General features: G+C 69.3%; 12 protein-coding genes. 9 read left to right on the plus strand and 3 right to left on the minus strand.

Annotation, left to right across the window (positions count from 1 at the left end; all coding sequences use genetic code 11):
* Positions 1-142: 142 nt before the first annotated feature.
* On the minus strand, positions 143-2,026 hold the full coding sequence (locus AB0K17_RS27190; protein ID WP_365984594.1) for a DUF2075 domain-containing protein: 1,884 nt from the start codon (positions 2,024-2,026) through the stop codon (positions 143-145).
* 276 nt (positions 2,027-2,302) lie between these two features.
* On the opposite strand from AB0K17_RS27190, the gene AB0K17_RS27195 reads away from it, so the two are divergent.
* From AB0K17_RS27195 to AB0K17_RS27205, 3 genes are all read left to right on the plus strand, one after another.
* On the plus strand, positions 2,303-3,517 hold the full coding sequence (locus AB0K17_RS27195; RefSeq protein WP_365964429.1) for an MAB_1171c family putative transporter: 1,215 nt from the start codon (positions 2,303-2,305) through the stop codon (positions 3,515-3,517).
* Positions 3,514-4,515 carry an aldo/keto reductase gene (locus tag AB0K17_RS27200; protein WP_365984595.1) on the plus strand — a complete coding sequence of 334 codons (1,002 nt, stop codon included), beginning with the start codon at positions 3,514-3,516 and terminating at the stop codon, positions 4,513-4,515. The genes AB0K17_RS27195 and AB0K17_RS27200 overlap by 4 nt, the downstream gene beginning before the upstream one ends.
* A gap of 154 nt (positions 4,516-4,669) precedes the next feature.
* A complete protein-coding gene (locus AB0K17_RS27205; RefSeq protein ID WP_365984596.1) occupies positions 4,670-4,921 on the plus strand; it encodes a hypothetical protein in 252 nt (83 codons plus the stop codon).
* Between the two features lie 150 nt (positions 4,922-5,071).
* On the opposite strand, the gene AB0K17_RS27210 is transcribed toward AB0K17_RS27205, so the two are convergent.
* Complete coding sequence (locus AB0K17_RS27210) at positions 5,072-5,359, minus strand: hypothetical protein (RefSeq protein WP_365984597.1); 288 nt, start codon at positions 5,357-5,359, stop codon at positions 5,072-5,074.
* Between the two features lie 104 nt (positions 5,360-5,463).
* On the opposite strand from AB0K17_RS27210, the gene pglW reads away from it, so the two are divergent.
* From pglW to pglZ, 4 genes are all read left to right on the plus strand, one after another.
* Positions 5,464-10,155, plus strand: coding sequence for a BREX system serine/threonine kinase PglW (gene pglW, locus AB0K17_RS27215; RefSeq protein WP_365984598.1), 4,692 nt, complete (start codon positions 5,464-5,466; stop codon positions 10,153-10,155).
* A 64-nt stretch (positions 10,156-10,219) separates the two neighbouring features.
* Positions 10,220-13,960, plus strand: coding sequence for a BREX-2 system adenine-specific DNA-methyltransferase PglX (pglX, locus tag AB0K17_RS27220; RefSeq protein WP_365984599.1), 3,741 nt, complete (start codon positions 10,220-10,222; stop codon positions 13,958-13,960).
* Positions 13,961-13,983: 23 nt separating this feature from the next.
* A complete protein-coding gene (locus AB0K17_RS27225; protein WP_365984600.1) occupies positions 13,984-17,883 on the plus strand; it encodes a phage resistance protein in 3,900 nt (1,299 codons plus the stop codon).
* Positions 17,883-20,798, plus strand: coding sequence for a BREX-2 system phosphatase PglZ (gene pglZ / locus AB0K17_RS27230; RefSeq protein ID WP_365984601.1), 2,916 nt, complete (start codon positions 17,883-17,885; stop codon positions 20,796-20,798). Before AB0K17_RS27225 ends, pglZ begins: the two co-directional genes overlap by 1 nt.
* Positions 20,799-20,915: 117 nt before the next feature.
* Here the strand turns inward: pglZ and AB0K17_RS27235 are convergent, their stop codons facing one another.
* Entirely contained in the window at positions 20,916-21,971 is a 1,056-nt protein-coding gene (locus AB0K17_RS27235; RefSeq protein ID WP_365984602.1) for a restriction endonuclease, read from the minus strand.
* A gap of 225 nt (positions 21,972-22,196) precedes the next feature.
* On the opposite strand from AB0K17_RS27235, the gene brxD reads away from it, so the two are divergent.
* Both brxD and AB0K17_RS27245 read left to right on the plus strand, forming a co-directional pair.
* Positions 22,197-23,498: a BREX system ATP-binding protein BrxD gene (gene brxD, locus AB0K17_RS27240; RefSeq protein ID WP_365984603.1), complete on the plus strand. Its 1,302-nt coding sequence runs from the start codon at positions 22,197-22,199 to the stop codon at positions 23,496-23,498.
* Positions 23,499-23,551: 53 nt separating this feature from the next.
* Entirely contained in the window at positions 23,552-25,708 is a 2,157-nt protein-coding gene (locus AB0K17_RS27245) for a DEAD/DEAH box helicase (RefSeq protein ID WP_365984604.1), read from the plus strand.
* The last annotated feature ends 369 nt before the right edge of the window (positions 25,709-26,077 follow it).

The following is a 26,077-nucleotide window of genomic DNA, read 5'->3' on the forward strand; positions in this document are numbered from 1 at the left end:
CCGCTACGAGCGCAAGCCAGAACACTTCCTCGCCTTCACGGCCATCGCCGCGACCCTGATATGTCACCGCAGACTGGCCAAGTGAAATGACGTTTTAGAGAGTCGCGGGGACCGGTGGAGGAACGACGGGCTCACCCATGTCTCAAAGCGCCGCGACAGCCTCCCTCGACCCCACGAGTTCCCTCAGCTTGTCGCGTGTCTCGGGGTCGGTGGAGTACACCACGGTGCCGATCATCCCGCGGGTCAGCAGCACCTTGTAGGTGTTGCGGACGAGGCGGTCGACATCGGCGTCGGGGGTCGACTTCTTGAACACGGGGTCCTTGGACGCCGTACGGTCCGTGACCCACCTGTCGCCCCGCCACACCAGGTCGGGCCCGATGACGACGCCCGACCAGTCGTACTCGAAGCCCTGCGCTGTGTAGACGCATCCGACCTGGCCGAATCCGGCCGGGTCCGTGGCCCAGAGGGCCGCGGGCGGCGCGCCGGCCACACCCCGGTCACCCCGCACGTTCCAGGGGCGGGCCCACTCCCCGATCACCACGTCCGCCGCGAGCGGCTCCCCCGCCTTCGGTGCCTGCGACCACGGCCAGCAGTAGCCCGCGGAGATGCGCGCCCCGTACCCCTGGGCGCGGCGCCCTTCGAGGAACTCCTCCATCTGCTCCGGGCTGTCGGCAACCCGCAGCTGCATCCGGTCGTCGGGCTCCCAGCGCACGGGTCCGCCCGGTTCCAGTCCCAGGAGCCGTGCGACCCAGCGCAGGTAGGCGTCGCTGCCGCCGCACCGGAACTGGCCGTCGAGGTGGACCACGCTGCAGCCCAGGCCCTTCACCGCTGCGGCGGCCCGGATGTCCGCCACCGTCCCCATCTCGCCCGGACGCACGACTTGGTGCTCGTCCAGGAGGAAGACGGGGACTCGCGCCACGTCGATGAGTTCGTCGATCTGCGCCTTGCCGGTGCGCCGAGCGGCCGGCGTGTAACGGTTGGCGGAGGTCTCGCGGATGCGGTGTGCCTCGTCGCAGATCAGGACGTCGAGGCTGTTCCTACCGGCGGTCATGAAACTGTTGAAGTACTTGAAGAGATCCTGGACCTCACGCTTACGCGCGCCCGCGACCTTGCGCATGGTGGTGGTGAAGGACTGCGATCCCGTGGCGTGGAGCGCCGGCACCCCCTGCCGGTACAGCTCCCCCAGCAGGGAGAGCGCAATGACGCTCTTGCCCGTGCCCGGCCCACCGGTGACCACGACGACCTCTTTGTGATCGGCTTCCTTCGCCTTGCGCACGGCGTTGAGGACCATCCGGTACGCGACCTGCTGCTCGTCCAGGAGAACGAACTGCTCCCGCTCGCGCACTTCCTGCGCCGCGACGGACATCAGCTGCCGGGACGGAACCGTCCTCCCGTTCAACAGCTCGTCGGCCGCTCGAGCACCAGGGACCGAGGGGCTCAGCTTGGCGCGCAGATAGTCGAGGAACTCACCGCGCCGGCCGGCGGTGAACAGCTGTCCGTGATCGTCGCACTCGATGTCGCGCAGTCCGGCGACACCGAACTCGGTGGCGTTGTGGAGATACGCCACGCCACTGATGCGCTCCGGATGCCCGGCGACGGCCCCGTTGAAGTTGGCGATGTACTGGCAGTACCGGCGCACCTGCTCGATGGGATTGAGAACGGGCCGCGTATACCTCTCGACGTGGCAGAGGGAGGCGTCGTCCTCGTCCGGTACGGCCTGGCTCCACTGCTTGAGCTCCACCACGACATAGGACGGTGCACCGGTGACCGGATGCACTCCGGCGAGCACCGCGTCGACACGCCTGCTGTTCAGCGGAAGCGCGTACTCGAGGACGACCTCGACGTCACCGAGCCCGGCATCGTTGAGGGCCGCGGCCAGCACGGGGATGCTGCGCTCCCACGACCGCGCCTCCGACGGCCCCGGGCGGTGCCCGAGCACGTGGAAGTACTGCTCGTTCAGATGAAGAAAGAGCGAGCCGTCCAACGCCATGACGGCGACGGTCTCGGCAGACGCACGGAACAACAAGAAATGCCCCCCAAGCAGCACGAAGAGACTCGTGCGGGTGGGGGCATGTCCGTTGCGCCCGCATCAGGACGGGCAGACCGGAAGCCCGGCGGGCCGCAGTGACGAGATCGGCCCAAGAATACCTGTGCGATGCATGGAGGAGTGAAGGCTCTGCTTCGGCCCACTCCGCCGACGGCTCGTCGGTGGCGCCAGCTACCATCGCCCACAGCCGGACAGTTGTACGGGGGCAGCGTCGGCGGTGGAGGGGTGCGTCCGGCGGGAGCGGCGGGGGATGTCATGGGTGACGTGAAGGCCGTGGTGTTCCCGGCGTGTGCTGCCCTGTGTGCGTTGGCCTTCCTCTACAAGGTGCGCGATCTGCGGCACCGGAGGAACGATCCTGCGCTGCGGGCGCTGCTCGTCGCCTTCTTCTGCAAGGGTGTCTCCTTCACGCTGTCCACGCCGCTCGTCGCGCGGGCGGTGGACGTTGCCGTGGGCGTGGACGACCTGGGGGCGCTGGGCATCCATCTCTTCGGCGGTGTGGCCTCCAGTGCTGCGTTCCTCACCGCGATCGTCTACTGGGTGTACCCGAGCGAGGAGGCGCGCCGTCGGGCGCTCGTACGGCTCCTCGCCGCGGCCGTGGTGGCCGTCGCCATGGTGGGGCTGTGGATCACTGCCAAGCACGGGGGTCAGCAGCAGCGCAGCGCCCATTACCTTCTGCAGAACGCGCATCGCCCGGCCGTGGCCACCTACCTGCTGCTGTACGTCAGCGCCTTCGGCGCCGGGATGATCGAGATCATTCGGCTGTGTCTGCGGTACGGGCGTGTGGCGGGGCGGCAGTGGTTGCGCCGGGGGTTGCACACCACGGCGATCGGGGCGAGCGCGTGCCTCGTCTATTGCCTCAACCGCCTGTTCGTCCTGATCAGCGTGCAGTGCGGGCTGGACCCGCTGGAGTGGGAACTGCTGACTCCGGTCGCCAACGGCACGGGCATTTTCTTCCTGGTGGCGGGGCTGACGATGCCCTCGTGGGGGCCCCGGGTGTCCGAGGGGCGGCGTCTGGCCCGTAACTTCGTCGCGTACCAGCGGCTGCATCCGCTGTGGCACGCGCTGTCCACGGCGGTGCCCGGCATTGCGCTCGACCCGCAGGCGGGCAATCCCCTGGCCCGGCTGCTGCCGGGGGGCACCGACTTCCGGCTCTACCGCAGGGTCATCGAGATACAGGACGGCCTGCTCGCCCTGCGGCCCTACACGTCCCCGGCCGTCATCGCCGCCGCCCGGCAGTCGGCGCAGGAGGCGGGGCTGGCGGGGGACGCACTGCGCGCACGCGTCCAGGCCGTCTCTGTGGCAGCGGCCCTGCGCGCGAAGCGCGACCAGCGCAAGCAGCCGGACGGGGAGCCCGCGTCCGTCGGCCCGGAGGCGGCCGGGGGCGGGGGCTACGCCGACGAGGTGGCGTGGCTGCTGAAGGTCGCCCGGGCGTACTCCGCTCTTCCCGCGATGGAAAGGAACGAACGATGAAGTACCGCAAGCTCGGGGCCCACGGGCCCGAGGTGTCGGCGATCGGCCTGGGCTGCATGGGCATGTCGATCGCCTACGGCGTGCCCGACGAGGAGGAGTCCCAGCGCACGCTGGACCGCGCCCTGGAGCTGGGCATGACCCTGCTCGACACCGCGGACGCCTACGGGCAGGGTCTCAACGAGGAACTGGTGGGCCGCTGGCTGCGCCGGCACACCGGCGACCGGGACCGGGTGGTGGTGGCCACCAAGTTCGGCCTGCGCCACGACGCGGCCACGGGCCGGGTGGGCGATGTCGACACCTCGGCCGCCTACGTCCCGGTGGCCTGCCGCGCCTCCCTGCAGCGCCTGGGCGTCGATCACATCGACCTCTACTACGCGCACCGCAGGAACCCCGACACCCCCATCGAGGAGACGATGGGCGCCCTGGCCCGCCTCGTGGACGAAGGGCTGGTGCGCCACGTCGGCCTGAGCGAGGTCAGCGCCGCCACGCTCCGCGCGGCGCACGCCGTCCACCCAGTCGCCGCGGTGCAGGTCGAGTACTCGCTCTTCACCCGGAACGTGGTGGAGGGCGAACTCCTCGACACCTGCCGCGAGCTGGGTATTGCGGTCGTCGCCTACTCCCCCCTGGGACGCGGAATGCTCACCGGGGCGCTCTCCTCCCGCGACGACCTCGGCCCCGACGACAACCGCCGCCGCTGGCCGCGGTTCGACGAGGACAACATCGACCGCAACCTGGCCCTCGTGCGGGCCGTGGGAGAGGTCGCCGCACGGATCGGCTGCACCCCGGCCCAGGCGGCACTGGCCTGGCTGCTCGCGCAGGGGGACGACATCATCCCGATCCCCGGCACCAAGCGCCGCCGCTACCTGGAGGAGAACGCCGCCGCGGCCGACCTGTCCCTGACCCCCGCCGACCTCGACCTGCTGCGCGCGGCCGTCCCCCCGGAGGCCGTGGCCGGCGACCGCTACCCGGCCCAGGCCCTGGAGCGGCTGGGGCACTGAGGGGCCAGTGGCAGGGTGATGCCCTGCCACCCACGGCTCAGGCGTCCTTCGCCACCTGCTTCAGGATCGCCACACGCTCTACGTGGTGCCTGATCGGGCAAGCCGAGGGCGATCAAGTGGCGCCGTAGCCCCGGGGGGAGCCTGCTGGGAAACGATGGCCACCACCCACAAGAGCGGCTGCTTTCCCGGCGGCGTCAACAAGGTGGCCTCCGGCGATCAGTGCGCCCAGCTCTTCACCGACAAGATGGGCGACAGCAGCAACTTCGGCCTGCTCGCCGATACTAGGAAGGCTCAGAACGGCCCGAAGGGCAAGGAACGCTGCGGCAGGGCGTCCATCCCCGATGTCCAGTACTCTGGCGCGTTTCAACGAGTTCCCGGCACCGTCGTGGCACCTGCTCGACAATGATGGGTCTTCGCCAAAACCCGGGCTTCGAGCACTGCACGAACACCCACACCACCTGCGTCTGGCGCAAGGCGTAGCAGCACCGCCTGAACATGTCTGTGGTGCCCGGCCCCGAGCCGGCCCCCCACACACCCATGTCTGCGACTGGACCGTTCAGCCGGTGTACTCCAGCCACGGATGGTCCGGATCGGGATAGAACGACGGCCCCCACACCAGGGCGCCGCCCGCGAGGCCCGACCTGGCACCTCTGACAGGGCCCGGCGCCTCCAAGGCGTCGGCGAACTCTTCCAGGTAGACGGTCAGTGACGCCTGTTCCGTCCAACATTCCGCGTACCGACTGAAATAGCCCAACTCGACGGTAGCGACCTCCAGATAGAGGCCGGCGCCGCGGTCGTCGGCCCCGTACGAGCAGAACTCGGCCCCCTCTTGTTGTCGGATCAACCCATTAGAATCCGGTCCGAGGGTTGAGCCGGGCTTCCTGGACGCACTGAGCAGGAACGCGGCAGGGGGCACACGCGCACAAACAGACACAGGCGGGGGGCCGCATGCGGGAAGGCCGGTGGACAACGGTCACCGAGTCCGAGTACGAGCACGAGCGCCGCGGTCTTGAGGCGATCCGCAGGCGCTTACCGGACGAGGAACCGTGGCGCGCCTGGGCGAACTTCCAGTTCACCGCGAACAGCGGGCACGTCCGTGAGGTCGATCTCCTGGTAGTAGCACCGGCCGGAGTGTTCCTCGTCGAGCTCAAGGACTGGCACGGCTCGGTTCACGGCGGCGGCAACGACTGGGTGCAGACCACGCCGGGCGGGACCAGCCGTCGGCATGGCAACCCGCTGCATCTGTCGAACCGGAAGGCCAAGGAGCTGGCGGGTCTGGTCAACGGTGTCTCCGGTCGACCTGCGGACCGAACGAAAATCTGGGTGGGTGAAGCGGTCTGCTTCACCGACGACAAGCTTCGGGTGAACCTTCCGGCCGCCGATATGAATGGCGTGTTCACGGTCAAACAGCTCGTGGAGATGCTGGCCGTACCGCCGGGAGACGCCCGGTACCAGACCACAGCCGCGACGTCCCGCCTTGTCGATACGGCCCTGAAGAAGCTCCGTATCGCGCCGATCCGCCGCCAGTACGAGGTGGGCTCCTACCTCCTGGAGGCGAAGGCGTTCGACTCCGGGCCCACCTGGGCCGACTATCTGGGCCGCCACTCCCAGCTGCACGATCTGGCACGGGTACGAGTCTTCCTCAGCGAACGTGGCGCCTCCGACGACGAGCGGCGCTCGGTGGAGCGAGCCGCCGCGCGCGAAGCGTCGGTACTGAGCCGGTTTCGTCATCCAGGCGCGGTGCAGCTGAAGAACTACCTGCCGTCGGGGCACCCCGCCGGCCCCGCAATCCTCTTCGACTACCATCCGGAGACGCTGCGCCTGGACGACTACCTGGTCCAGCACGGGGACGGTCTGGACCTGAAGGCTCGCCTCGCTCTGGTGCGGCAGCTTGCCGAGACGGTGCGCTCCGCGCACTCCCGGAGGGTCCACCACCGCACGCTCTCGGCACACGCGGTGCATGTGATTCCACGCGACCGCGGCCCTCGCGGGCGTGAGCTCAGCGAAGAACAGCGCTGGCTGCGCCCGTGGCCGCAGATCGCGGACTGGCAGATCGCCACCGGGGAAAGCGTCAGCCGCGGTCGGCCACTGACCCTGGCTCCGAGCAACATGTCGGGGTTTCATGTCGCGGAGCAGGCCGATCCGTATCTGGCGCCGGAGCTGAAGATCCCGAAGGCCGATCCGGTGCGCCTCGATGTATACGGGCTCGGCGTTCTTACCTATCTACTGGTCACCGGGCAGGCGCCCGGCGCGAGCCAGAGCGAGGTCATGGCACGCCTGGAGGCCGGCGAGAGTCTGCGCCCGAGCGCATTGGTCGACGGTCTTCATCCGGACGTCGACGATCTGGTGGAAGCGTCCACTGCGTACGAGCCCGGTCGGCGTCTGTCCACGGTCGACGATTTCCTGGAAATGCTGGAGTACGTCGAGCAGGCGTTCGTCGAGGAGGTCCCGGAAAGCAGGGATACGGCTGCAGGTGCAGGCAGCGGCGGCGGTTCGGCCACAGCCGGGGGCGAGGAGCGGTCCGAGCCGGAGAAAGATCCGCTGGAGGCGGTGGCCGGGGATGTGCTGGCCGGGCGCTGGGAGGTCGTGCGCCGGCTCGGTACGGGCTCGACCGCGCGGGCATTCCTGGTGCGGGACTTGGAGGGCGAGCCACGGCGTAGCGGCACCCTGCCGGTGGCGGTACTGAAGGTCGCGCTGAGCGAGGCCAAGCACGCAGTCCTGGATCGGGAGGCGGAGGTCCTGGGCCGTATCCACCGGGATTCCAGCATCATCTCACTGTACGAGCCCGAGCCGCTCACGCTGGCCAGGCGCCGGGTGCTGGTCCTGGAGTACGTGGGCGACAGTCGGGAGCTGAAGGACCAGGACGGCGGGACGGTCAAGGGGCCGCGCCGCCGTGAGGACACCGTCGCCCGCCAGCTGCGGGACAACGGCCGCCTGGGCATGGACCAGCTGGAGGCGTACGGGAAGTACCTGTTCGGCGCGGTGGAGCACCTGGAGGCGGAGGGGATCTGGCACCGGGACCTGAAGCCGGACAACATCGCGATCCGGATCCGCCCCAACGGCACCAGGCAGCTAGTGCTGATCGACTTCTCGCTCGCCGGGTATCCGGCGAAGGAGATCGCGGCAGGCACCGAGGGTTATCTCGACCCCTTCGTAGGGATCATCACGCGCGGCTCGTACGACGGACACGCCGAACGATATGCGCTGGCCGTGACACTGCACGAGATGGCGTCAAACGAGCTGCCCCGCTGGGGTGACGGCTCGGTCACGCCCCGGCAGACGGATGCGAAGGAGTGGCCGTACCCGCAGCTTGTGGCCGACGCCTTCGAGCCGGCCGTCCGGGACGGCCTCGTGGCGTTCTTCCGTAAGGCCCTGGCCCGGGACGTGAAGGACCGCTTCCCGGACCTGAAGCCGATGGAGCGTGCCTGGCAGAAGATATTCCTGGACGCACAGCAGACGACGGCGCCGAGCACGGGGCACGGTGAGAAGTCGACGCGCGGAGCGAAAAGCGGCACGGACTCGGTTGCCGGGTCAGCGGCGGAGCCGCGGATCGGGCGGGAGGACGACGACGTCTCCGCTGAGCAGGTCCGCGACCAGCAGGCCGAGCGCGCCGACCGGAAGACGCCGCTGTCGGTGGCCGGTCTGACGGTGGCGGCGCAGTCGCAGCTGTTCGCGATGGGGCTGAACACCGTCGGGGACGTCCTGGAGTACTCGGCGAAGAAGTTCCTCACTGCGCCGGGCATGGGCTCGCGTACCCGGGAGGAGATCCAGCGCCGGCAGAAGGAGTGGAACGCACGCCTGGGCAAGGCGGCTCCCGCGCCGCTCAGCGCGGAGGCCCGCAAGGCGGCGGGCCAGGAGCTCTCCGACCTGGAGCGGGCGGTCGCGGAGTCGATCGCCGCAGTCGACGCAGACGTCACCGACCCGCAGGTGCTGCGTGGCCTGAGCCTGGACGCACTCGCCGCCCGCCTGGTGCCGAAGCCGTCCAGCGGCAGCGCCCGCTCCAATGCCAAAGAACGCGAGGCGGTCCGGCTGCTGCTGCGGTTACCCGACGAGGCGGGCACGCTGCCCGGGGGCCTGGCATGGGTCCGGCAGAGGGACGTCGCCGATGCGGTGGGTCTCACTACGGGCCGAATCCCGCAGATCGTGAAGAAGGCGCGCGAGCGCTGGTACAACGACCCCGCCCTCGCGCTGCTGCGTGAGCAGGTGGTGGAGCTCCTCGCCGAGCGCGGCCGGGTGGCCCCGGTGATCGAGCTCGCCGACGCGCTCATCGCCCGGCGCGGTACCCAGCACGTGGAGCGGCGTGACCGGCGCGCGCTCGCCTTGTCGCTGCTGCGTGCGGTGGTGGAGCGTGAGAGTTACGACAATGAGTCCCCGCCCCTCTTCCGTTACTTCCACGCCCGGATGCCCAAGGGCGCCGATCCGGTACTCGGCCTGCTCGCCCTGGATGTCCGGGAGGACGTGGACGGCCCGGACACCCCGGCGCTCCCTGCCCTGCAGGAATACGCGCTGAACCTGGGCGTGCGGGCCGACCGGCTCGCGGCGCTCGAGTCCCTGCCGACGGCGAGCACGGTCCTCACCGAGCTGGACGCGGTGCGACGGCCGCCGGGCAGCCTGGGCTGGGACGAGCGGCGCACCGCTGAAATCGCGGTTGCCGCCTCCACCCGGGCCGCGCTCACCCCGCGCCTGGAGATCTACCCGCGCGACCTGGACCTGGTGCGCGCGCTGCGGATCACCCAGGCCGGTGTCGTCGCCGTGCAGCCGGGCGTGGAGGAGGAGCGGCAGCCGGGTCTGACGGTGGACGCGCTGCACAAGCGGGTCGCCACCCGCTTCCCCGACCTGGGCACCGATCCACTGGCTCCGCGCGAGCTGCCCACGGGCAGCGCCTTGGTCCGCGACCTGAAGCAGGCCGGCTTCGAGCTGAAGCTGGCGACCCGCTACGACAAGGTACTCCGGCTCGTCCCGGACCGCCCGTACGGAGACACCACCGCCGGGCTTACCTCGGCGAGCTGGGGCGCTTCGGCAGCGCGCCGCTCGGCCCCTACCCAGTACGACGCAGACGCGGCCGTCGCCGCCGCCGTCAAGGCCGAGCAGCGGCTCGCGCACTCGGCACGGCAGGACGGCTTCCGGGTCCTGACCGTGCCCCAGCGGCGTGCCGAGGATGCGGTGCGGTGGCTGGCCGACGAGCCGTACGGGGCTCGACCGGTGTCGCTGACCGGACTGTTCGTGGACGAACTGCGCGCCGTGGTCGCCGAGGCGGCCCGCCCGACCTGGGAGACCGTCCTCAAGGCGGACGCCGCCGAACCAGGCAGCCGGGCCCACCAGCAGCTGCGGATCCGCACCGACAAGGCGTGGGGGCGGATCGAGCCGCGGCTGCGCGAGCGGCTGGCGGAAGGGCATGGCCCGTTGCTACTCACCGACACAGCAGTTCTGGCCCGGTACGACGCGCTGGACCTGCTCGGGCGGCTCGCGGAGGAGGCTCGGCAGGGCGGCAGCCCACTGTGGCTGCTCGTCGCCCAGTCCGATCCGGCGCGGGCGCCGCGGCTGGCCGGGCAGGGCGTTCCGTACCAGGCGGGGTTCGACGAGTGGATCGTCGTACCCGAGGCCTGGGTCACGCGCAAACACCTCGCACCGAACGCCTGACTCAATTCCTCCCTTCTGATCTTGCTTTCTTCCGTCCTCTCCCATTTCTCCACAGGAGCCGTTCGTGATCGACCGCAAGAGCCTCCTCGCCGACCTGCAGAAGCAGGTCAAGGCGGCAGAGACCGACCTTGAGCAGCAGGTCAAAGCCGTCTCGGAGGTCGGAACGCGGCTGCGCGGCGAGTACGACCAGGCACGGAAGTTAGGCCGTACAGCGGCGACCTGGAATGCCTGGCTCGGCGAGCGGATCACCCAGGTCGCGGTGGCCTGGGTGCTCGGCACGGTCTTCGTCCGCTTCAGCGAGGACAACCGGTTGATCGCCGAGCCGTACATCACCTCCCCCGACGTAGCGGGGCGGGAGACCGCGCAGGCTCGGTACGAGGAGTACTTGGAGAAGGACGCCGACCCGACGTACCGAGGGTGGCTGGAGACGGCATTCGCCGAGTTGGGCGCCGGGCAGGCCGGGCGGTTGCTCTTCGACCGCAACCACAACCCGCTCTACCAGATCCCGCTCTCGCACGACGGAGCGGGCGCGCTGCTCGCGTTCTGGAGGGAGCAGCGCGCCAGCGAGGGCAGCGGGGACGAAGGTGTAGGCGGTCCGGCCCTCGTGCACGACTTCCGCGACCCGCTGAGCAAGGACGGCACCGAGGGCTGGGACACCCGGTTCCTGGGCGACCTGTACCAGGACTTGAGCGAAGCAGCCCGTAAGACGTATGCGCTGTTGCAGACGCCGGAGTTCGTGGAGGAATTCATCCTCGACCGGACGATGACCCCGGCGGTACAGGAGTTCGGCTTCGAAGAGCTGAAGATGATCGACCCGACCTGCGGGTCTGGCCACTTCGTGCTCGGCGCGTTCCGGCGGCTGGTACGGATGTGGGCCGAGCAGCGGCCCGAGGTGGGCTCGTACGAGCAGGTGCGGGCGGCGCTCGAGTCGGTGCACGGGGTTGACCTCAACCCGTTCGCGGTTGCGGTGGCCCGCTTCCGTCTGCTGGTCGCGGCGATGGCCGCGAGCAACATGCGGACCTTCGAGGAGGCGGGGCGCTACGAGTGGCCCATCCAGCTCGCAGTGGGCGACTCACTCATCAAGGACCGGCAACTCGAGCTGCAGTTGGGGCTCGCCTTTGAGGAGGAGGGCAGCAGCGCACCTGGTGACCCGCTGGCCGACTTTTCGTATGCGACGGAGGACGTGCACGAGTATCCCGGAATCCTGGACGAGGGGCGGTACCACGTGGTGGTGGGCAACCCGCCCTACATCACGGTCAAGGACAAGAAGCTCAATCAGCTGTACCGGGACTTGTACGACGCGTGCGCGGGGACGTACGCGCTGTCCGTCCCCTTCGCCCAGCGGTTCTTCGAACTGGCCAAGCAAGGCGGAGTTGACGGAAACGGTTACGGCATGGTCGGCCAGATCACGGCGAACTCCTTCATGAAGCGAGAGTTCGGCACGAAGCTCATTGAGGAGTACTTCGCGCACAAGATCGAACTCACCGAAGTCATCGACACGTCAGGGGCGTACATCCCGGGGCACGGGACGCCGACGGTGATCCTCGTGGGCCGGCCGAGGGACGGGGCAAAGCGACAGGCAACGATCCGCACGGTCCGGAGTGTGCAGGGGGAACCTTCGGCGCCAGAGATGGCAGAGGAGGGCTTGGTGTGGCGGGCGATCGTTGAGCAGATCGACCGTCCGGCAAGCACGGGGCGGTGGGTCTCGGTGGATGACCTCGAGCGCGAACGGTATTTCGGTCACCAACCCTGGGTTTTGGCTGATGGCGGGCGTGAAATGCTGGAAGCGCTCGACTCCACTTCCCCACGCACCCTGAAGCAGGTCATCGACCCGCCGATCGGCCGGGCGATCCGAGCTGGCGCTGACGAAGCGTACATTCGCCCGATGCGGGCCACGTACCGCGCGATGGCCGACCGACAGGGACTGCGGCCGCTCGTGATCGGTGAAATCGTCCGCGACTGGCGCGCCACGCCAGAGGAGGCAATCTGGTTCCCCTACGCCCCGGAAATTAAGGCATCGGACCTTGCCGATGAGCTGTGGCCTCTCCGTACTCCTCTAACCGTCCGCCGCACATTCCAGGGTGATATGGCCGCTGCGGGTTTACAGTGGTGGGACTACATGCAATACACCGCCTCGGCGTACAAGACATCCCTTTCGATCGCCTTCTCGTTTGTGGCCACGCACAACCACTTTGTGCTTGATCGGGGCGGGAAGGTGTTCAAGCAGTCCGCGCCAGTGATTAAGCTTCGAAAGGGAGCAACCGAGGAGGAGCACGTGCGGCTGCTTGGGCTGCTCAATAGCTCCACAGCCGGGTTCTGGCTCAAGATGGTGAGCCACGACAAAGGTAGCCAGGGTGTAAATGAGGGCTACAAATCGCAGGCATGGGAGCGCTTCTACGAGTTCACCGGAACCAAGCTCCAGGAATTCCCCCTCCCCTCCAAATACCCCACTGCTCTCGCCACCGAGCTTGACGCCCTCGCCCAGCAACTCTCCACGACGGCCCCCGTCGCCCTCGCCGCTGAGGCCATCCCCACCGCCACCGCCCTCCGCGAAGCTCAGGTCCATTACAACTCCACCCGCGCCCGCATGATCGCCCTCCAGGAGGAGCTGGACTGGCAGGTCTACTCCCTCTACCAGCTGCATTCTGAGGACCTGCGTCTGCCCGACCCCTCCACCGTCCCCGAACTTGCCCTCGGCGAGCGTGCCTTCGAGATCGTACTCGCGCGCCGAGTTGCTGCCGGTGAGGCCAGTGACGAGTGGTTCAAGCGGCACGGCTCGACGCCGATCAAGGAGATTCCCGTGCACTGGCCCGCCGACTACCGGGCGCTCGTGCAGAGGCGGATCGAGGTCATCGAGTCGAACCGTGCCATCGGCATGGTGGAGCGCCCGGAGTACAAGCGGCGCTGGGCCACCGAGGGCTGGGATGCGATGCGGCAGAAGGCGTTGAAGTCCTGGCTGCTCGACCGTATCGAGGACCGTGCGCACTGGTTCGACGCCAGCGGCAATCCCACCGTCACCACCCTCGCTCGCCTCACCGAAAACCTGTCCACCGACGAGGACTTCACGTCCGTCGCCGAGCTGTACGCACCCCGGCAGGACCTCGCGAAGACCCTGCGCGAGCTGCTCGCCGAGGAGCACGTACCCTTCATCCCCGCCCTCCGCTACAAGCCGGCCGCGCTGAAGAAGCGCGCCGACTGGGAGCACGTCTGGGACCTCCAGCGCGAGGAGGACGCAGCGCCCGACGAGCCCGCCAAGCGGAAGGTCCGTGAGCGGACGCCCGTGCCGCCGAAGTACACCTCGGCGGACTTCCTGAAGCCGAGCTACTGGCGTGCGCGCGGCAAGCTCGACGTGCCCAAGGAACGGTTCATTTCATACGGCACGGTCAACACGCAGTCGCCGGAGCTGTACGGGTGGGCCGGCTGGGATCACCTGGAGCAAGCCCTCGCGCTCGCCTCGTACATTCAGCAGACCGGGCTCGGTGACGACGAGATCGTGCCGTACCTGGCCGGACTGCTTGAGCTGCAACCGTGGCTGGAGCAGTGGTACGGCGAGTACGACCCGGAGTTCGGGGCGTCGCCGGCCGCCGAGATCCTGGCGTTCCGGCAGCAGAAGCAGGGCGAGCTCGGATTGACCGACGATGCGCTGCGGGCCTGGCGTCCGTCCGCGGCCACGCGCGGACGTGGCGCGAAGAAGGCCGCTGTGCCGAAGCAGCGCACGAGCACGAAGGCCGCCGTCCAGACGTCCTTCACCGACGCCGACACGAATACCGTCACCGATGCCGTCAGCGGCACACAGTCCGCCTGAGAAGGGCGAGGAGCAGACACACCATGGCGTTCATGAGCAGGAACACCCCTCGTCCCGAGGACCGGCCGCTGCTGCGGGAGTTGATCGACATCCCGGAGTCGGTGTCCACCTCCGACTTCGTGCTGAAGCTGAACGAGGCGGTCACCCCCGAGGGGGCCGAGGCGGCGCTGAAGGACTATGTCGTCACCGACCGGCTGCTCGGCAACTTCGACGAGGCACTCGACTTGATCAAGTCGGCGCTGGACAGCCGCTCGTCGAAGGCTGCCTACCTGCATGGTTCGTTCGGTTCCGGTAAGTCGCACTTCATGGCAGTGCTTTACGCGCTGCTGTCGCGGAACCAGGCCGCCCGGGAGCGCGGCGACCTCGACCCGGTGCGGGCTCGGCACGCCTGGCTGGATACGGACGACCGCAAGTTCCTGCTGGTGCCGTACCACATGCTGGGCTCCAAGTCCCTGGAGCAGCGTGTGCTCGGCAAGTACGTGGAGCACGTACGGAAACTCCACCCCGGATGCCCGCTGCCGCAGGTCTACCGGACCGACGGACTCTTCGAGGACTTCGCCGAGCAGCGCCGCCGCAATGGTGACGACCGGGTGATCGAGCAGCTCGCCGACGCCGGCGACGGCCAGGAAGACGAGTGGGGCGACTCCTTCTCCTGGACCACCGAGCTGCTCGACCAAGCAGTGAACGCGCCGGAGGAGCACGAGAACACCAAGGACCTCGACCTGGAGAACCCCTCCACGCCGCGGGAACTGCGGGCGCGTCTCGTGCAGGACCTCACCCAGACCCTGTTCCCGTCGTTCTCGCGCAGCGCCTCAGAGGATGCCGACGGGTTCGTCTCGCTGGACAAGGGGCTCGGCATCATAGCCGCGCATGCCAAGTCCCTCGGCTACGACGGTCTCGTCCTCTTCATGGACGAGTTGATCCTTTGGCTGGCCTCCCGCATCCATGACCAGAAGTTCGTCTCCCGCGAAGCCGACAAGATCACGAACTTTGTGGAGGGCGGCGGCGAGCGGCGCGCCATCCCGGTGGTGTCGTTCATCGCCCGCCAGCGCGACCTGCGTGAACTGGTCGGCGAGGAAATGTCGGGGGCCGCCGAGGCCGCCGTCCAGGACAGTCTGAAGCTCAGCGGCGGCCGCTTCGACAAGATCGTTCTGGAGGACCGCAACCTCCCGCAGATCGCGCAGGCCCGCCTGCTCAAGCCCAACACCCCCGAGGCCGAGGCGAAGGTGGAGGCGGCCTTTGCCGAAGCCAAAAAGCTCGGCCCGGACGTGTGGGACACCCTGCTCGGCCACGACAAGTCCACCACGGGCGCGGACGAGGACGCCTTCCGGCGGACGTACCCGTTCCCGCCGGCGTTCATGGACACCCTGGTGCACATCTCCGCCGCGCTGCAGCGCTCCCGCACCGGCCTGAAGCTGATGAGCCAGCTGCTCGTCGACCACCGCGACGACTGGCGGCTCGGGCAGCTCGTACCACTCGGCGATCTGTACCCAGCGATCGCGGGCGGCGGTGACAAGGCGTTCAGCGGCGAGACCAGCGTTCATTTCGAAGCCGCCGACAAGCTGTACCGGGACAAGCTTCGCCCGTACCTGCTGAAGACCAACCAGGTCACCGAGGACCAGGTCGAGGCGTACCGGCGCCGTCCCGGTACCCTTGGCGACCCGCAGCTCGCCGCCCGTTGCCGCGACTTCACCGGCGACAGTCGGCTGCTTCAGACCCTGCTGCTCTCCGCCCTCGCGCCCAGCGTCCCGGCGCTCGCCGATCTCACCCTGGCGCGGCTGCACGCCCTCAACCATGGCTCCATCACCACCCGCATCGCAGGCACCGAGGTCGGTCGGCTCGAGCAGAAGGCGAAGGAGTGGGCGGCGACCTTCCCTGAAATCAAGGTGACCGGTACCGGGCCGGGTGCGGTGGTGCGTCTGGAACTCACCGGTGTCGACTTGGACGCCGTCCTCGCGAACGCCCAGGTCCACAACAACCAGGGCAATCGGCGTGCCAAGATGCGCGGCCTGCTCAAGGAGGCGCTCGGCGTCAGCGATGGGCCCGGCGGCTTTGATGCGTACGACGTGCTCAACCTGGTGTGGAGGGGAACCGAACGGCAGGTCGAGGTGGTCTTCGGTAACGTCGCCGAGGTCGACTCGCTGCCCGAGGCGACCCTGCGGCCCAGCCAGGATGACGCTTGGCGACTCGTTGTCGACTTGCCATACGACGAGGGCGAGTTCGGTCCGATGGACGACCTGCAGCGGCTGCGCGCTCTGCGGGAGAAGCCGGGCGGCGACTCACGCACCCTGGCCTGGCTGCCCACCCACCTGACCGATGCCTCCCGGGGCGACTTCGAGCGCCTCGTCGTTATCGACAAGGCCCTCGCCGACGAGATCCGCTTCGACTCCGACTTCGCGCGCAGCCTCAACGCCGACGACAAGGCACGCGCCAAGGGCATGCTTCAGTCGCAGCTGGCCATCCTTACCGAGCGCGTCATCCAGGCACTGCGGCAGGCGTACGGGCTTGCCCAGAAGCAGGAAGGGGTCGTCGACCTCAGCTTCGACACCCATCTGGTCGCCCAGCAGGATGTCCCCGAGCTGCGGCTTCCGCTCGGCGCATCCCTGGATGCCGCCGCCCGCGACTTGGCCGGCAAACTGCTCGCCCACCAGTACCCCGCCCACCCCGACCTGGACCCCGACGGCACAGGCAAATCTGTGAAGCCTGCCGAGATCAGGGCCGTCTTCGAGTACGTGCGCAAGGCCGCCGAGGACCGCGACGGGCAGGTCGAGGTCGACTCCAAGGACCGCAAGACCATGGCGCGGATCGCGGGCGGCCTCGGGCTCGGTGCCATGCGGGAGGCGTACTACCGGCAGTCCACGGCCTGGCCCGACCACTTCAACGCCCAGGCACGCCGGAACGGCACCGCCGAGCCGACCCTGGTCAAGCTCTCCGACTGGAGCGATCAATCCGAGCCGCGCGGACTGCCCGAGCCACTGCGCCGACTGCTCGCCGCTGCGTACGCGGAGATGACCGACCGGGTGTGGGTGCGCGGCGGCGTTCCCGTCGAACCCGCGCCGGCACCGCACGAGCTGAAGCCGGACTATGCCCTGCGCGAGCAGCAACTGCCTGGCGAGAGCGACTGGGCGGAGGCGCGCAAGCGCTTCGAGACCGTGCTCGGCGACCGGGCGCCGCAGCTGCGGCGCGGGCGGATCGTCAACCAGTTCGCCGGGCAGATCAAGCGGGCCGCCGCCGCGCTCGCCCAGGACGCCGGACGGCTCGTCGGGGAGCTGGAGAAGCATCGCGACTTCCTCCAGCTGAATGACGGTTCACCCCGGCTCGTCCTCGCTCGACGGGCGCAGGAGCTGGTCAAGGAGGTGACGGAAGCGGGCATCGAGGCGAAGGCCGTAGTGGAGCGGCTCGCCCGCTTCGACCTCGGCGATTTCACCGCCCACCGGTGCGGCATGTCGTTGAAGAGCGCCGGGACGGTCGCCAGCGCGCTGCAGAGCACCAGCTGGGACCAGCTGGGTCTGGCCGACACCCTCGGCGTGGACGGTGCGGCCGTCCTGGACCGGGTGCGGGATGCCGCCGCCGGCGACCCGGGTGACTACCCCGACCTGCCGGGCGTGTTGAACGCCAGCAGCCGGGAGGTGCTGTCTTTGCTGAGGTCTCGCCAGACCCCGGCTGAGCACCACCAGCCGTCGCCCACTCCGCCGCCGAGCTCCGACAGCGTGGACTTGAACGGCGGTTCCGCCCACCCGCTGGTGCTGCCGGAGTCGACGCAGCGGCCGGGCCCACGTGCATCGTCGCGGCCCGCGGCCCGCTCCGGCGGCGGGCGGACCACCGCCGCACGGGCCGCCGCCGAACTGCAGGCGGCGATCGCGGCGCTGGCGGCCGAGCAGCCGAATGCCACCGTCGAGGTCATCTGGAAGGTCGTCGACTGATGCCCGACACCGTCACCACAGCTTCCGCGACTGCCGGCCCTGCCCGGCTGTCCGCTGGAACCGTCCGCCAGTACCTCGCCGCCCGCAGCCGGCTCGGCGACGGCGCGGTTCGCGTACTGCTGCTGCGGGCCGCTCCCATCTGGGACGGGCCCGCCGTGCAGCAGACAGCGGGCGGGCTGCAGGCGCGGGTGGCCGTCGCGCCGTCGGTGCTGGCCGTGCACGAGCAGATCCTGAGCCATCTCGATGCAGCGGCTCCTCCCGACCCCAAGGTCCTGGTCGTCCTCACCGACCGCGAGGACACCGACCTCGACCCCGGGCTGCTCGCCCGCGTCTACGGCGGAAGGATACGGTCCGTCGACAACTGGGAGGTCGTACAGGAGGCATTCGACGCGCGCGGTCTCGACGGGCGGCTGCGCAGTGAGACCTGGGCTGCCGAAGCGCTTCTCGACGCAGCGGCAACCCGCGGCTGGCCCTCGCTCGGCAAGGGACTGCTCTCCCGCGACGAGGCCCTCACGCGGCTGGCGAGGCGACGGCTGAGGCTCGACCGCCACAACACGGACGCGTTGGGCGGGCCGGCCGCACACGACGACGGAGACCGCATCGACCCCGTCACACTGTTCCGGTGGACCCTCACCCCCGGCGGCCCCGACCTCCTGCGTGACCTGCGCGGACCGGAACGGGCCGGCCTAGCCCGCTTCCTCTCCGAACCCGAGCACGGTGGCCCCACCGGCAGGATTGTCACCGCCTTGGTGGACGCCGAGCACGGTGCGGACGCGGCCGCATACGCGGTCGTCTGCGCGGCCCTGTGGGGACACGCAGAGGCCGACCACGACTTGTATCGGGCACGCGGTCGCGCCGAGCGGTGGCTCGGCGACCAGCCGCCCGCCCAAGGCGACGAACTCGACAGACTCCTGACTTCCTTCGGGCGCAACGGCGAGGCATACGTGCGCGGCCTCATCGACCGGGGCGAACATCGACTCGCCGACCCGGTTCTGCGCCGGGCCGCACAGCTCGTCACCCAGTTCGGGGCGCAGACCGCCGCCGCGGCCAGCCCCCTGCTCGCGGCCGGCCTCGACGCACGCTTCACCGCCGCGGGACGCGCCCTCGCCGACGGGGGTACCGAGACGGTCACGGCCGCCGTTACCGCGCTGGCCGAGCACGCCCTGGCCTCCGACGGCGCCACCCGCACCCGTATCGAACGGGTACGGATGGCGGTGCGGCTGCGGCGGTGGCTCGCGTCCCAGCCCGACTCCGACATCGCCTCGGTAGCCGACGGCACCGCCCTCCAGATCCGCGAACTCGGCTGGGTGGACCGGGCCCTGGAACACCTGGAAGCGGGCGGCGATGCGGACGGCGTACTCGCCGACGCCTACAGTCGGATCGGCGTGCAGGCGCGAGCAAAGCGCCGCGAGATGGACCGCGCGTTCTCCGAACGGCTCGCGGTATGGACCGCGGACGGCACCACCCCCGGCGCCATGCTCACCGTGGAAAACTTTCTGGATCGGGTCGTCGCGCCCATCGTGGCCTGCCCCGGCCGGCGCGTCCTGCTCCTCCTCGTCGACGGGATGAGCGCGGCGATCGCAGCCGAACTGGGCGAGGAATTGCACAGACATTGGTCCGAGTTCGATCCGCTGCAGGACGCGGCCGGAGCACCGGCCCGGCGTGCCGTGGCCGCTGCGCTGCCCACACTTACCGCCGTCTCCCGCACATCACTGTTCGCAGGCACCCTGATGAAGGGCGACCAGAACGACGAGAAGCGGCTCTTCCCCCAGCACCCCTGCTGGAACGGGGCCCCAGCAGCGGTCTTCCACAAGGAAGACCTGCGCAGTCCCGACACCGGCTCGCCCTTCTCCACCGCACTCAGCGACGCGCTCGCCGACCAGCACACCCATGTCGCGGTCGTCCTCAACACCGTGGACGATCGGCTCGCTAAGGAGCAGAAGCTCAACGACGGCACCTGGGAGGCCAAGGAGATCGGCGGCCTGGAGCCCCTGCTGCGAGCCGCCCGCGCCAACGGCATGACCGTGCTGCTCACCTCCGACCACGGCCATGTGATCGAGCGACGCAGCAGCAAACTCGATGTGACCGGCGCCGTGATCGCCTCGGCCCGTCACCGCACCCCCGGTGGTCCCGTCACTCAGGCCGAGATTGAGCTGGCCGGGCCGCGGGTGGTCTGGCCGGAGCCCGGATCACAGATCATTGCGCTGCGAGACCATGACACCCGGTACACCGCGCTGAAGGCCGGCTACCACGGCGGGGCGACCCTCGCCGAGTTCACCATCCCGCTGCTCGCCCTGCTGCCGTTCGGCGCTGAGCCGCCCACGGCGTGGCGGGAGTTGGGCGACCCAGCACCCTCGTGGTGGGTGGAAGACGCTGAAGACGGTGTCGAAGTGGAGACCAAGGCCATCGGAGCCGACGTCGCCGCCACGCCCGGCACCTCTGTAACACGGCCACGTCGCAAGCAGACCACGAAGGCAGCCCCGCCCGTATCTGAAGGAGCCATCAGTCTCTTCGGCGAGGACGAGGTCGCGCCGGCCGTACCGCAGGAACCTGCCCCTTCTGCGATGGAGTCTGTGACCGTACCGGCGCCCGCCGCGGCAGGGGACCCAGCCGCCGCTCTGGTGGAACGCCTCATGGCCACCGAGCTGTACCAGGCACAACTGGACCTGCTTGCCCGTAAGCCACGCGACAAGGCGGTCCTCCCGAAGGCCTTGGCCGCGCTCGTCGAAGCGGGCACCCTGCCGATGACCGCCCTCGCCGAACGCGCCGGCCACCCCGCCACCCGTGCTCCTGGCTTCGCCGCGACCCTGGCCCAGCTCCTCAACTACGACGGCACCCAGATCCTGGAGATCCTCCCCGACAACCGCACCCTGCGTCTGCACCGGGCCCAGCTGGTCGAGCAGTTCGGGCTGTGAACCGGAGCTCTGCGGCGGCGCTGGGCGGGGCGGTTCACCACCCCGCCCGGTCCGCGAAACGGCCGGGCCAATCTCCACATGGGTGTCCGGCCGGCCATGTGGAGACGGGTGCAATCTCTATGCAGGCCCTGTGCCCTTGAGGACCGACTCCAGGCTTTCCCCGTTCTCCGCCCACCGCCGCAACTCCTCGCGGCCGATCAGTCGCACCCGGGAGTCTTCCGCCGCCCACCCCTTCGCCCCACCAGTGAGCCTTCCATTCGTCACGACGACGGCCAATGTCGAGGAGTGCGTGGCCATGGCCCCGCCGTACAGGTGCTGCACGACCGGTTGGCCCACCGAACCACCACCGCCGGTGAAGTGCTTCGCCTGCACCATCACGAACCTCCCGAGGGGGTCGGCCGCGAGGACATCGGCGCCCATGTCGCCAGCGCCCCCACCCGAGCGGATGATCCGGTATCCGTCGCGGTCGAGGAGGTCGGCGATCAGCTGCTCGAACTGGCTGTGGTGCAGCTCGTCGATCCCCTCCAAGTCCATCACCGTGGGTTCCTGGAGAAGGGGGCCGTCGAGAGCCTCCTTGGTAACCTGCCAGAGCGTCGTCATCCGCAAGGTGACGTCCTTGTACATGGTGCGGGTAAACGTCGCGTGCTTGGCGTAGCGCTTGATGAACAAGGCTGTCGGCCCAAAGAGGCTCCCGCCCTCCACCCTCAGCAGCGGCGACGAAGCGTGAGCGAAGGTCTCCGAGATCTCGTCCGCCGAGTTCCAACCGGGGGAGTACGGGGGTGAGACCCTGAGCCGACCGGAAAGACGCTCGACTTCCTGCCGGCGCCGGACCGACTTCAGGTCGGCCCCCATGAGCTCCTGGAAGAGTTCGGTGAGCGCATCATCGATTGCGCCAGCCTCGTCGTCACACTGCTGCACGTCGCGCAGGAGACATTGATCATCCTTAACCAGGCCGAGAGCAAGGGCATCCATCCGGGGGACGCGGGTGACGGTCTCCTGGTGAGCCCGCAACACAGTGGCGCAGCGTTCCAGCCTGCCTTGCAGGATCATCAGCCGCTGACGCATGCCCTCGGTGCCTGTCTCCGTGCCGGGCAACAGGGCCTGCCCGAACTGCGGCCCCGCTGACGCCGGTCGCCGAGTGGTCGGCCGCGCCGTGCTCGAATCGATACTCAAGGTCCCCCCTCGGATGTTTCACGCTGGGGGAAAGCCTAGGTGATGCCACGTCAGGCTCAATTTAGCCGGAGCCGTAATCGACCGGGCTCGCCGCCGTGAGTCGCGTGCCGCAACCAGCCCTGTTCGTCCTTGCGTTGCGATTCGTATGCGGCGGCCGGGTGGGAAACTGTTCGGGTGAACGCGTTTGGATCTTCAGCATCCGGGACCGCCGCACCGGTCGGCGTCGTGCGACGGCGGGCCGTGGTGGATGCGTTGCGGCGTGGCGCCGTCCCCGAGAGCGGCCTCGACCTGCTCGCCACCGGACTCGGCCGCTTCGAGCAGGCAGTCGACGAGGAACTGGACACCGTCGCCGCCGGCGGCTCGGTGTTCAAGGCCGTGCGCGGCGAGTACGGCTCCGGCAAGACCTTCTTCACCCGCTGGCTCGGCGAGCGCGCCAAACGGCGCACCTTTGCCGTGGCTGAGGTGCAGGTGTCGGAGACCGAGACCCCCCTGCACAAGCTGGAGACGGTCTACCGGCGACTCACCGAACGCCTGGCCACTGCAAGCTTCCCGCCCAGCGCCCTGCGCCCGGTCGCCGACGCCTGGTTCTACGCACTGGAGGAGGACGCACTCGCCGACGGCGCAGGCGAGAGCGAGCTGCCGGAGGCCGTGGACAGGCTGCTCACCGCCCGCCTGGCCGAAGTGTCTCGGCAGGCCCCCGCGTTCGCCACCGCCCTGCGCGGATACAAGCAATCCCTGGACGCCGGCGACGAGGCCACCGCAGCTGCGGTGATGGCCTGGCTCGGTGGCCAGCCGCACGTCGCCGCAGCCGCGCGGCGCAGCGCCGGCGTCCGCGGCGACCTCGACCACTTCGGTGCCTTCGGCTTCCTGCAGGGCCTGCTCACCGTACTCCGGGACGCCGGGCACGCCGGACTCGTCCTCGTCCTGGACGAAGTGGAGACCCTGCAACGGGTCCGCTCCGACGCCCGCGACAAGGCACTCAACGCGCTGCGGCAGCTCATCGACGAGGTCCATTCCGGCCGCTTCCCCGGCCTGTACCTCGTCATCACCGGTACGCCCGCCTTCTACGACGGACAGCAGGGCGTGCAGCGACTCGCACCGCTCGCTCAGCGCCTCGCCACCGATTTCACCACCGACCCCCGCTTCGACAACCCCCGGGCCGTCCAGATCCGGCTGCCTGGATTCACCGAGGAGGCACTGACCGGTCTGGGCGCCACCATCCGTGACCTGTACGCCGAAGGCTCCCAGTCCCCCGACCGGATCAAGCAGCTCGCCGACGACGCGTACCTCACCGACCTGGCACGGGCTGTGGGCGGGGCCCTCGGCGGAAAGGTCGGAGTAGCCCCACGGCTGTACCTGAAGAAGCTCGTCGGAGACGTACTCGACCGGATCGACCAGTTCCCCGACTTCGACCCACGCGCTCACTACAAGCTAACCGTGGCCAGCGGTGATCTCACCGCCGCCGAACGGAACTTCGCCGCGCCCGTGCCGGCCGCCTCAGCGGACGACCTCGAGCTCGAACTCTGAAGACACATTTTCCGAAGCCCCATTCTCTGACGACCAGCGCAGGAGTCACACACGTGCAGGAGCAACGGCGCGACACCGACCCGTTGGAACGCCTCGACCCGGTAGTCCTGCACCACATCGTCAACACGCTCGGGTGGTCCGATCTGCGCCCCCTGCAGAAGGCCGCCGTGCATCCGCTGATGGACGGCGAGGACGCGGTCCTTCTCGCGCCGACGGCGGGCGGAAAGACAGAGGCCGCCACCTTCCCGCTGTTGTCCGCCATGCGAGAGAAGCACTGGACCGGCACCTCCGTCCTCTACCTGGCCCCGCTCAAGGCACTCCTGAACAACCTGGTGCACCGGGTCGACAGCTACGCTCAGTGGCTGGGGCGCCGAGCCGCCCTCTGGCACGGTGACACCCCCGAGTCCGTACGCCGTCGCATCCGCATCGAATCCCCCGATTTCCTGCTCACCACGCCCGAGTCCCTCGAAGCGATGCTCATCAGCGTCAAGACCGACCACGCGCACATGCTGGGTCGAGTGCGTGCCGTCATCGTCGATGAGGTGCACGCCTTCGCCCGGGACGACCGTGGCTGGCACCTGCTCGCCGTACTCGAACGTCTGGAGCGATTGGCCGGCCGCCGCATCCAGCGCATCGGCCTGTCCGCCACGGTCGGCAACCCCGAGGCCCTGCTCACCTGGCTCCAGGGCGCGCGCCCCGCCGACCGCCTCGGCCGGGTCGTCGCCCCCGGCGTCACTCTGCCCGCCACTAACGGCACCACTAGCAGCACCGAGCTCCCACGTCCCCCTGGAGAGGTAGAGCTCGACTACGTCGGATCACTCGCCAACGCCGCCAAGGTGATCTCCGCCCTGCACCGGGGCGAGAAACGGCTCGTCTTCTGCGACTCCCGCAAGCAGGTGGAAGAACTCGGTGCCGCACTGCGCGCCCGCGGCGTCACCGTGTTCCTCTCCCACGCCTCCCTCTCCCCCGACGAGCGCGCACGCTCCGAGCAGGCTTTCGCCGAAGCCCGCGACTGCGTCATCGTCTCCACCTCCACTCTCGAACTCGGCATCGACGTCGGTGACCTCGACCGCGTCATTCAGATCGACTCACCCAGCACCGTGGCCTCCTTCCTGCAGCGCATCGGCCGCACTGGGCGCCGCACCGGAACCTCCCGCAACTGCCTGTTCCTCGCCACTCGGCCCGACACCCTGCTCCAAGCCGCCGGCCTGCTCACCCTGTGGGCCCGCGGCTGGGTGGAATCCGTCACCCCGCCGCCCTCACCCCGGCACCTGGTCGCACAGCAACTCTTTGCCGTCACCCTGCAGGAACACCGCATCGGAGATCGTCTGTGGCCCGAGCAGTGGAACGGCCTCACGCCCTTCGACCGCTCCGCCGCGCCCATCCTGTCCCACCTGGTCGCAGGCGGCTTCCTCGACAGTGACGGCGGCATGCTGTTCATCGGCCCCGAGGCCGAGAGGCACTTCGGCCGCCGGCACTTCATGGAGCTGACCGCCTCCTTCACCGCACCTCCCGAGTTCACCGTGCTCGCCGGACGCACCGAGCTCGGCACCACCGATCCCACCGTCCTCACGGAAGAACGCCAGGGCCCGCGCCGCCTGCTCCTGGCCGGCCGCAGCTGGCAGGTCACCTTCATCGACTGGGCCCGACGCCGCGCTTTCGTCGAGCCCGTTGAGGACGGCGGCATCGCCAAGTGGCAGGGCAGCGAAGCCCGCGGTCTGTCGTACGTCCTCACCCGCGCCATGCGCGACGTCCTCCTCGGCACGGACCCCGACGTCCGCCTCACCCGCCGTGCCATTGCGGCCCTCACCGACCTCCGCATGGACCGGGCACCCCACGAAGTACACCCGGCGGGCACCCTGCTGGTCCACGACGCGGACGCCGTCCGCTGGTGGACCTGGGCCGGCTACCGCGCCAACGCCACCCTCGCCGCCTCCCTCGGCAGCCTCGCCGACCCCGTGCAGCGCCCCACCGACACCCATATCCGGCTCCGTCAGGACCTCTCCCCCGCCGACTGGAAGACGGCCCGTGCCGAGCTCCCCGACTCCCTCACCCTGCCCACCGTCGACCCGCGAGCCGTCCGCGGCCTGAAGTTCTCGGTGGCCCTCCCTCCCCGCATCGCCACCAATACCCTCGCCGAACGCCTCGCCGACTTCGACGGTGCCATTGCCGTGGCCCGCGAGCCCGTACGGGTGGATTGGGGCACCTGAACAACCAGGAACGCGACCCGCTATGGGTGACGCCACAGAGCATGGAGTTTCAGCACGCCCATGGCCCACCTTTGCCACAACTCTTCCTCAGGTTCCGAAGCTTCACGTGCCAGAGAGAAGGCGACATGGCGATGGAACGAGTGCATCACATGACGACCCACCACGATGAGCGCCGAGAGCAGTGGTCAGTGCCGGTCGGCAGGCGCCGGCGATCTCGTCGGCATACCGGTCGTACCAGGGGTTCAGCCTGGTCACTGATCAAGGGGTCGCGGTTGCATCCGGTTGGCTGGGCAGCGGCACGGCATAACGCGGAGCATCTTCTCCAGCCCGACACAACCCGCCCGCCAGCGGATCTAGCGATCCATCTGG

Origin of the sequence: Streptomyces sp. NPDC049585 (assembly GCF_040675615.1) — a bacterium.
Classification (GTDB): domain Bacteria; phylum Actinomycetota; class Actinomycetes; order Streptomycetales; family Streptomycetaceae; genus Streptomyces; species Streptomyces luteosporeus.

Bases quoted from the DNA above. Each gene is read 5' to 3' on its own strand.
- AB0K17_RS27195 (WP_365964429.1), top strand. From the start codon at position 2,303: ATGGGTGACGTGAAGGCCGTGGTGTTCCCGGCGTGTGCTGCCCTGTGT.
- AB0K17_RS27200 (WP_365984595.1), top strand. From the start codon at position 3,514: ATGAAGTACCGCAAGCTCGGGGCCCACGGGCCCGAGGTGTCGGCGATC.
- AB0K17_RS27205 (WP_365984596.1), top strand. From the start codon at position 4,670: ATGGCCACCACCCACAAGAGCGGCTGCTTTCCCGGCGGCGTCAACAAG.
- pglW (WP_365984598.1), top strand. From the start codon at position 5,464: ATGCGGGAAGGCCGGTGGACAACGGTCACCGAGTCCGAGTACGAGCAC.
- AB0K17_RS27225 (WP_365984600.1), top strand. From the start codon at position 13,984: ATGGCGTTCATGAGCAGGAACACCCCTCGTCCCGAGGACCGGCCGCTG.
- pglZ (WP_365984601.1), top strand. From the start codon at position 17,883: ATGCCCGACACCGTCACCACAGCTTCCGCGACTGCCGGCCCTGCCCGG.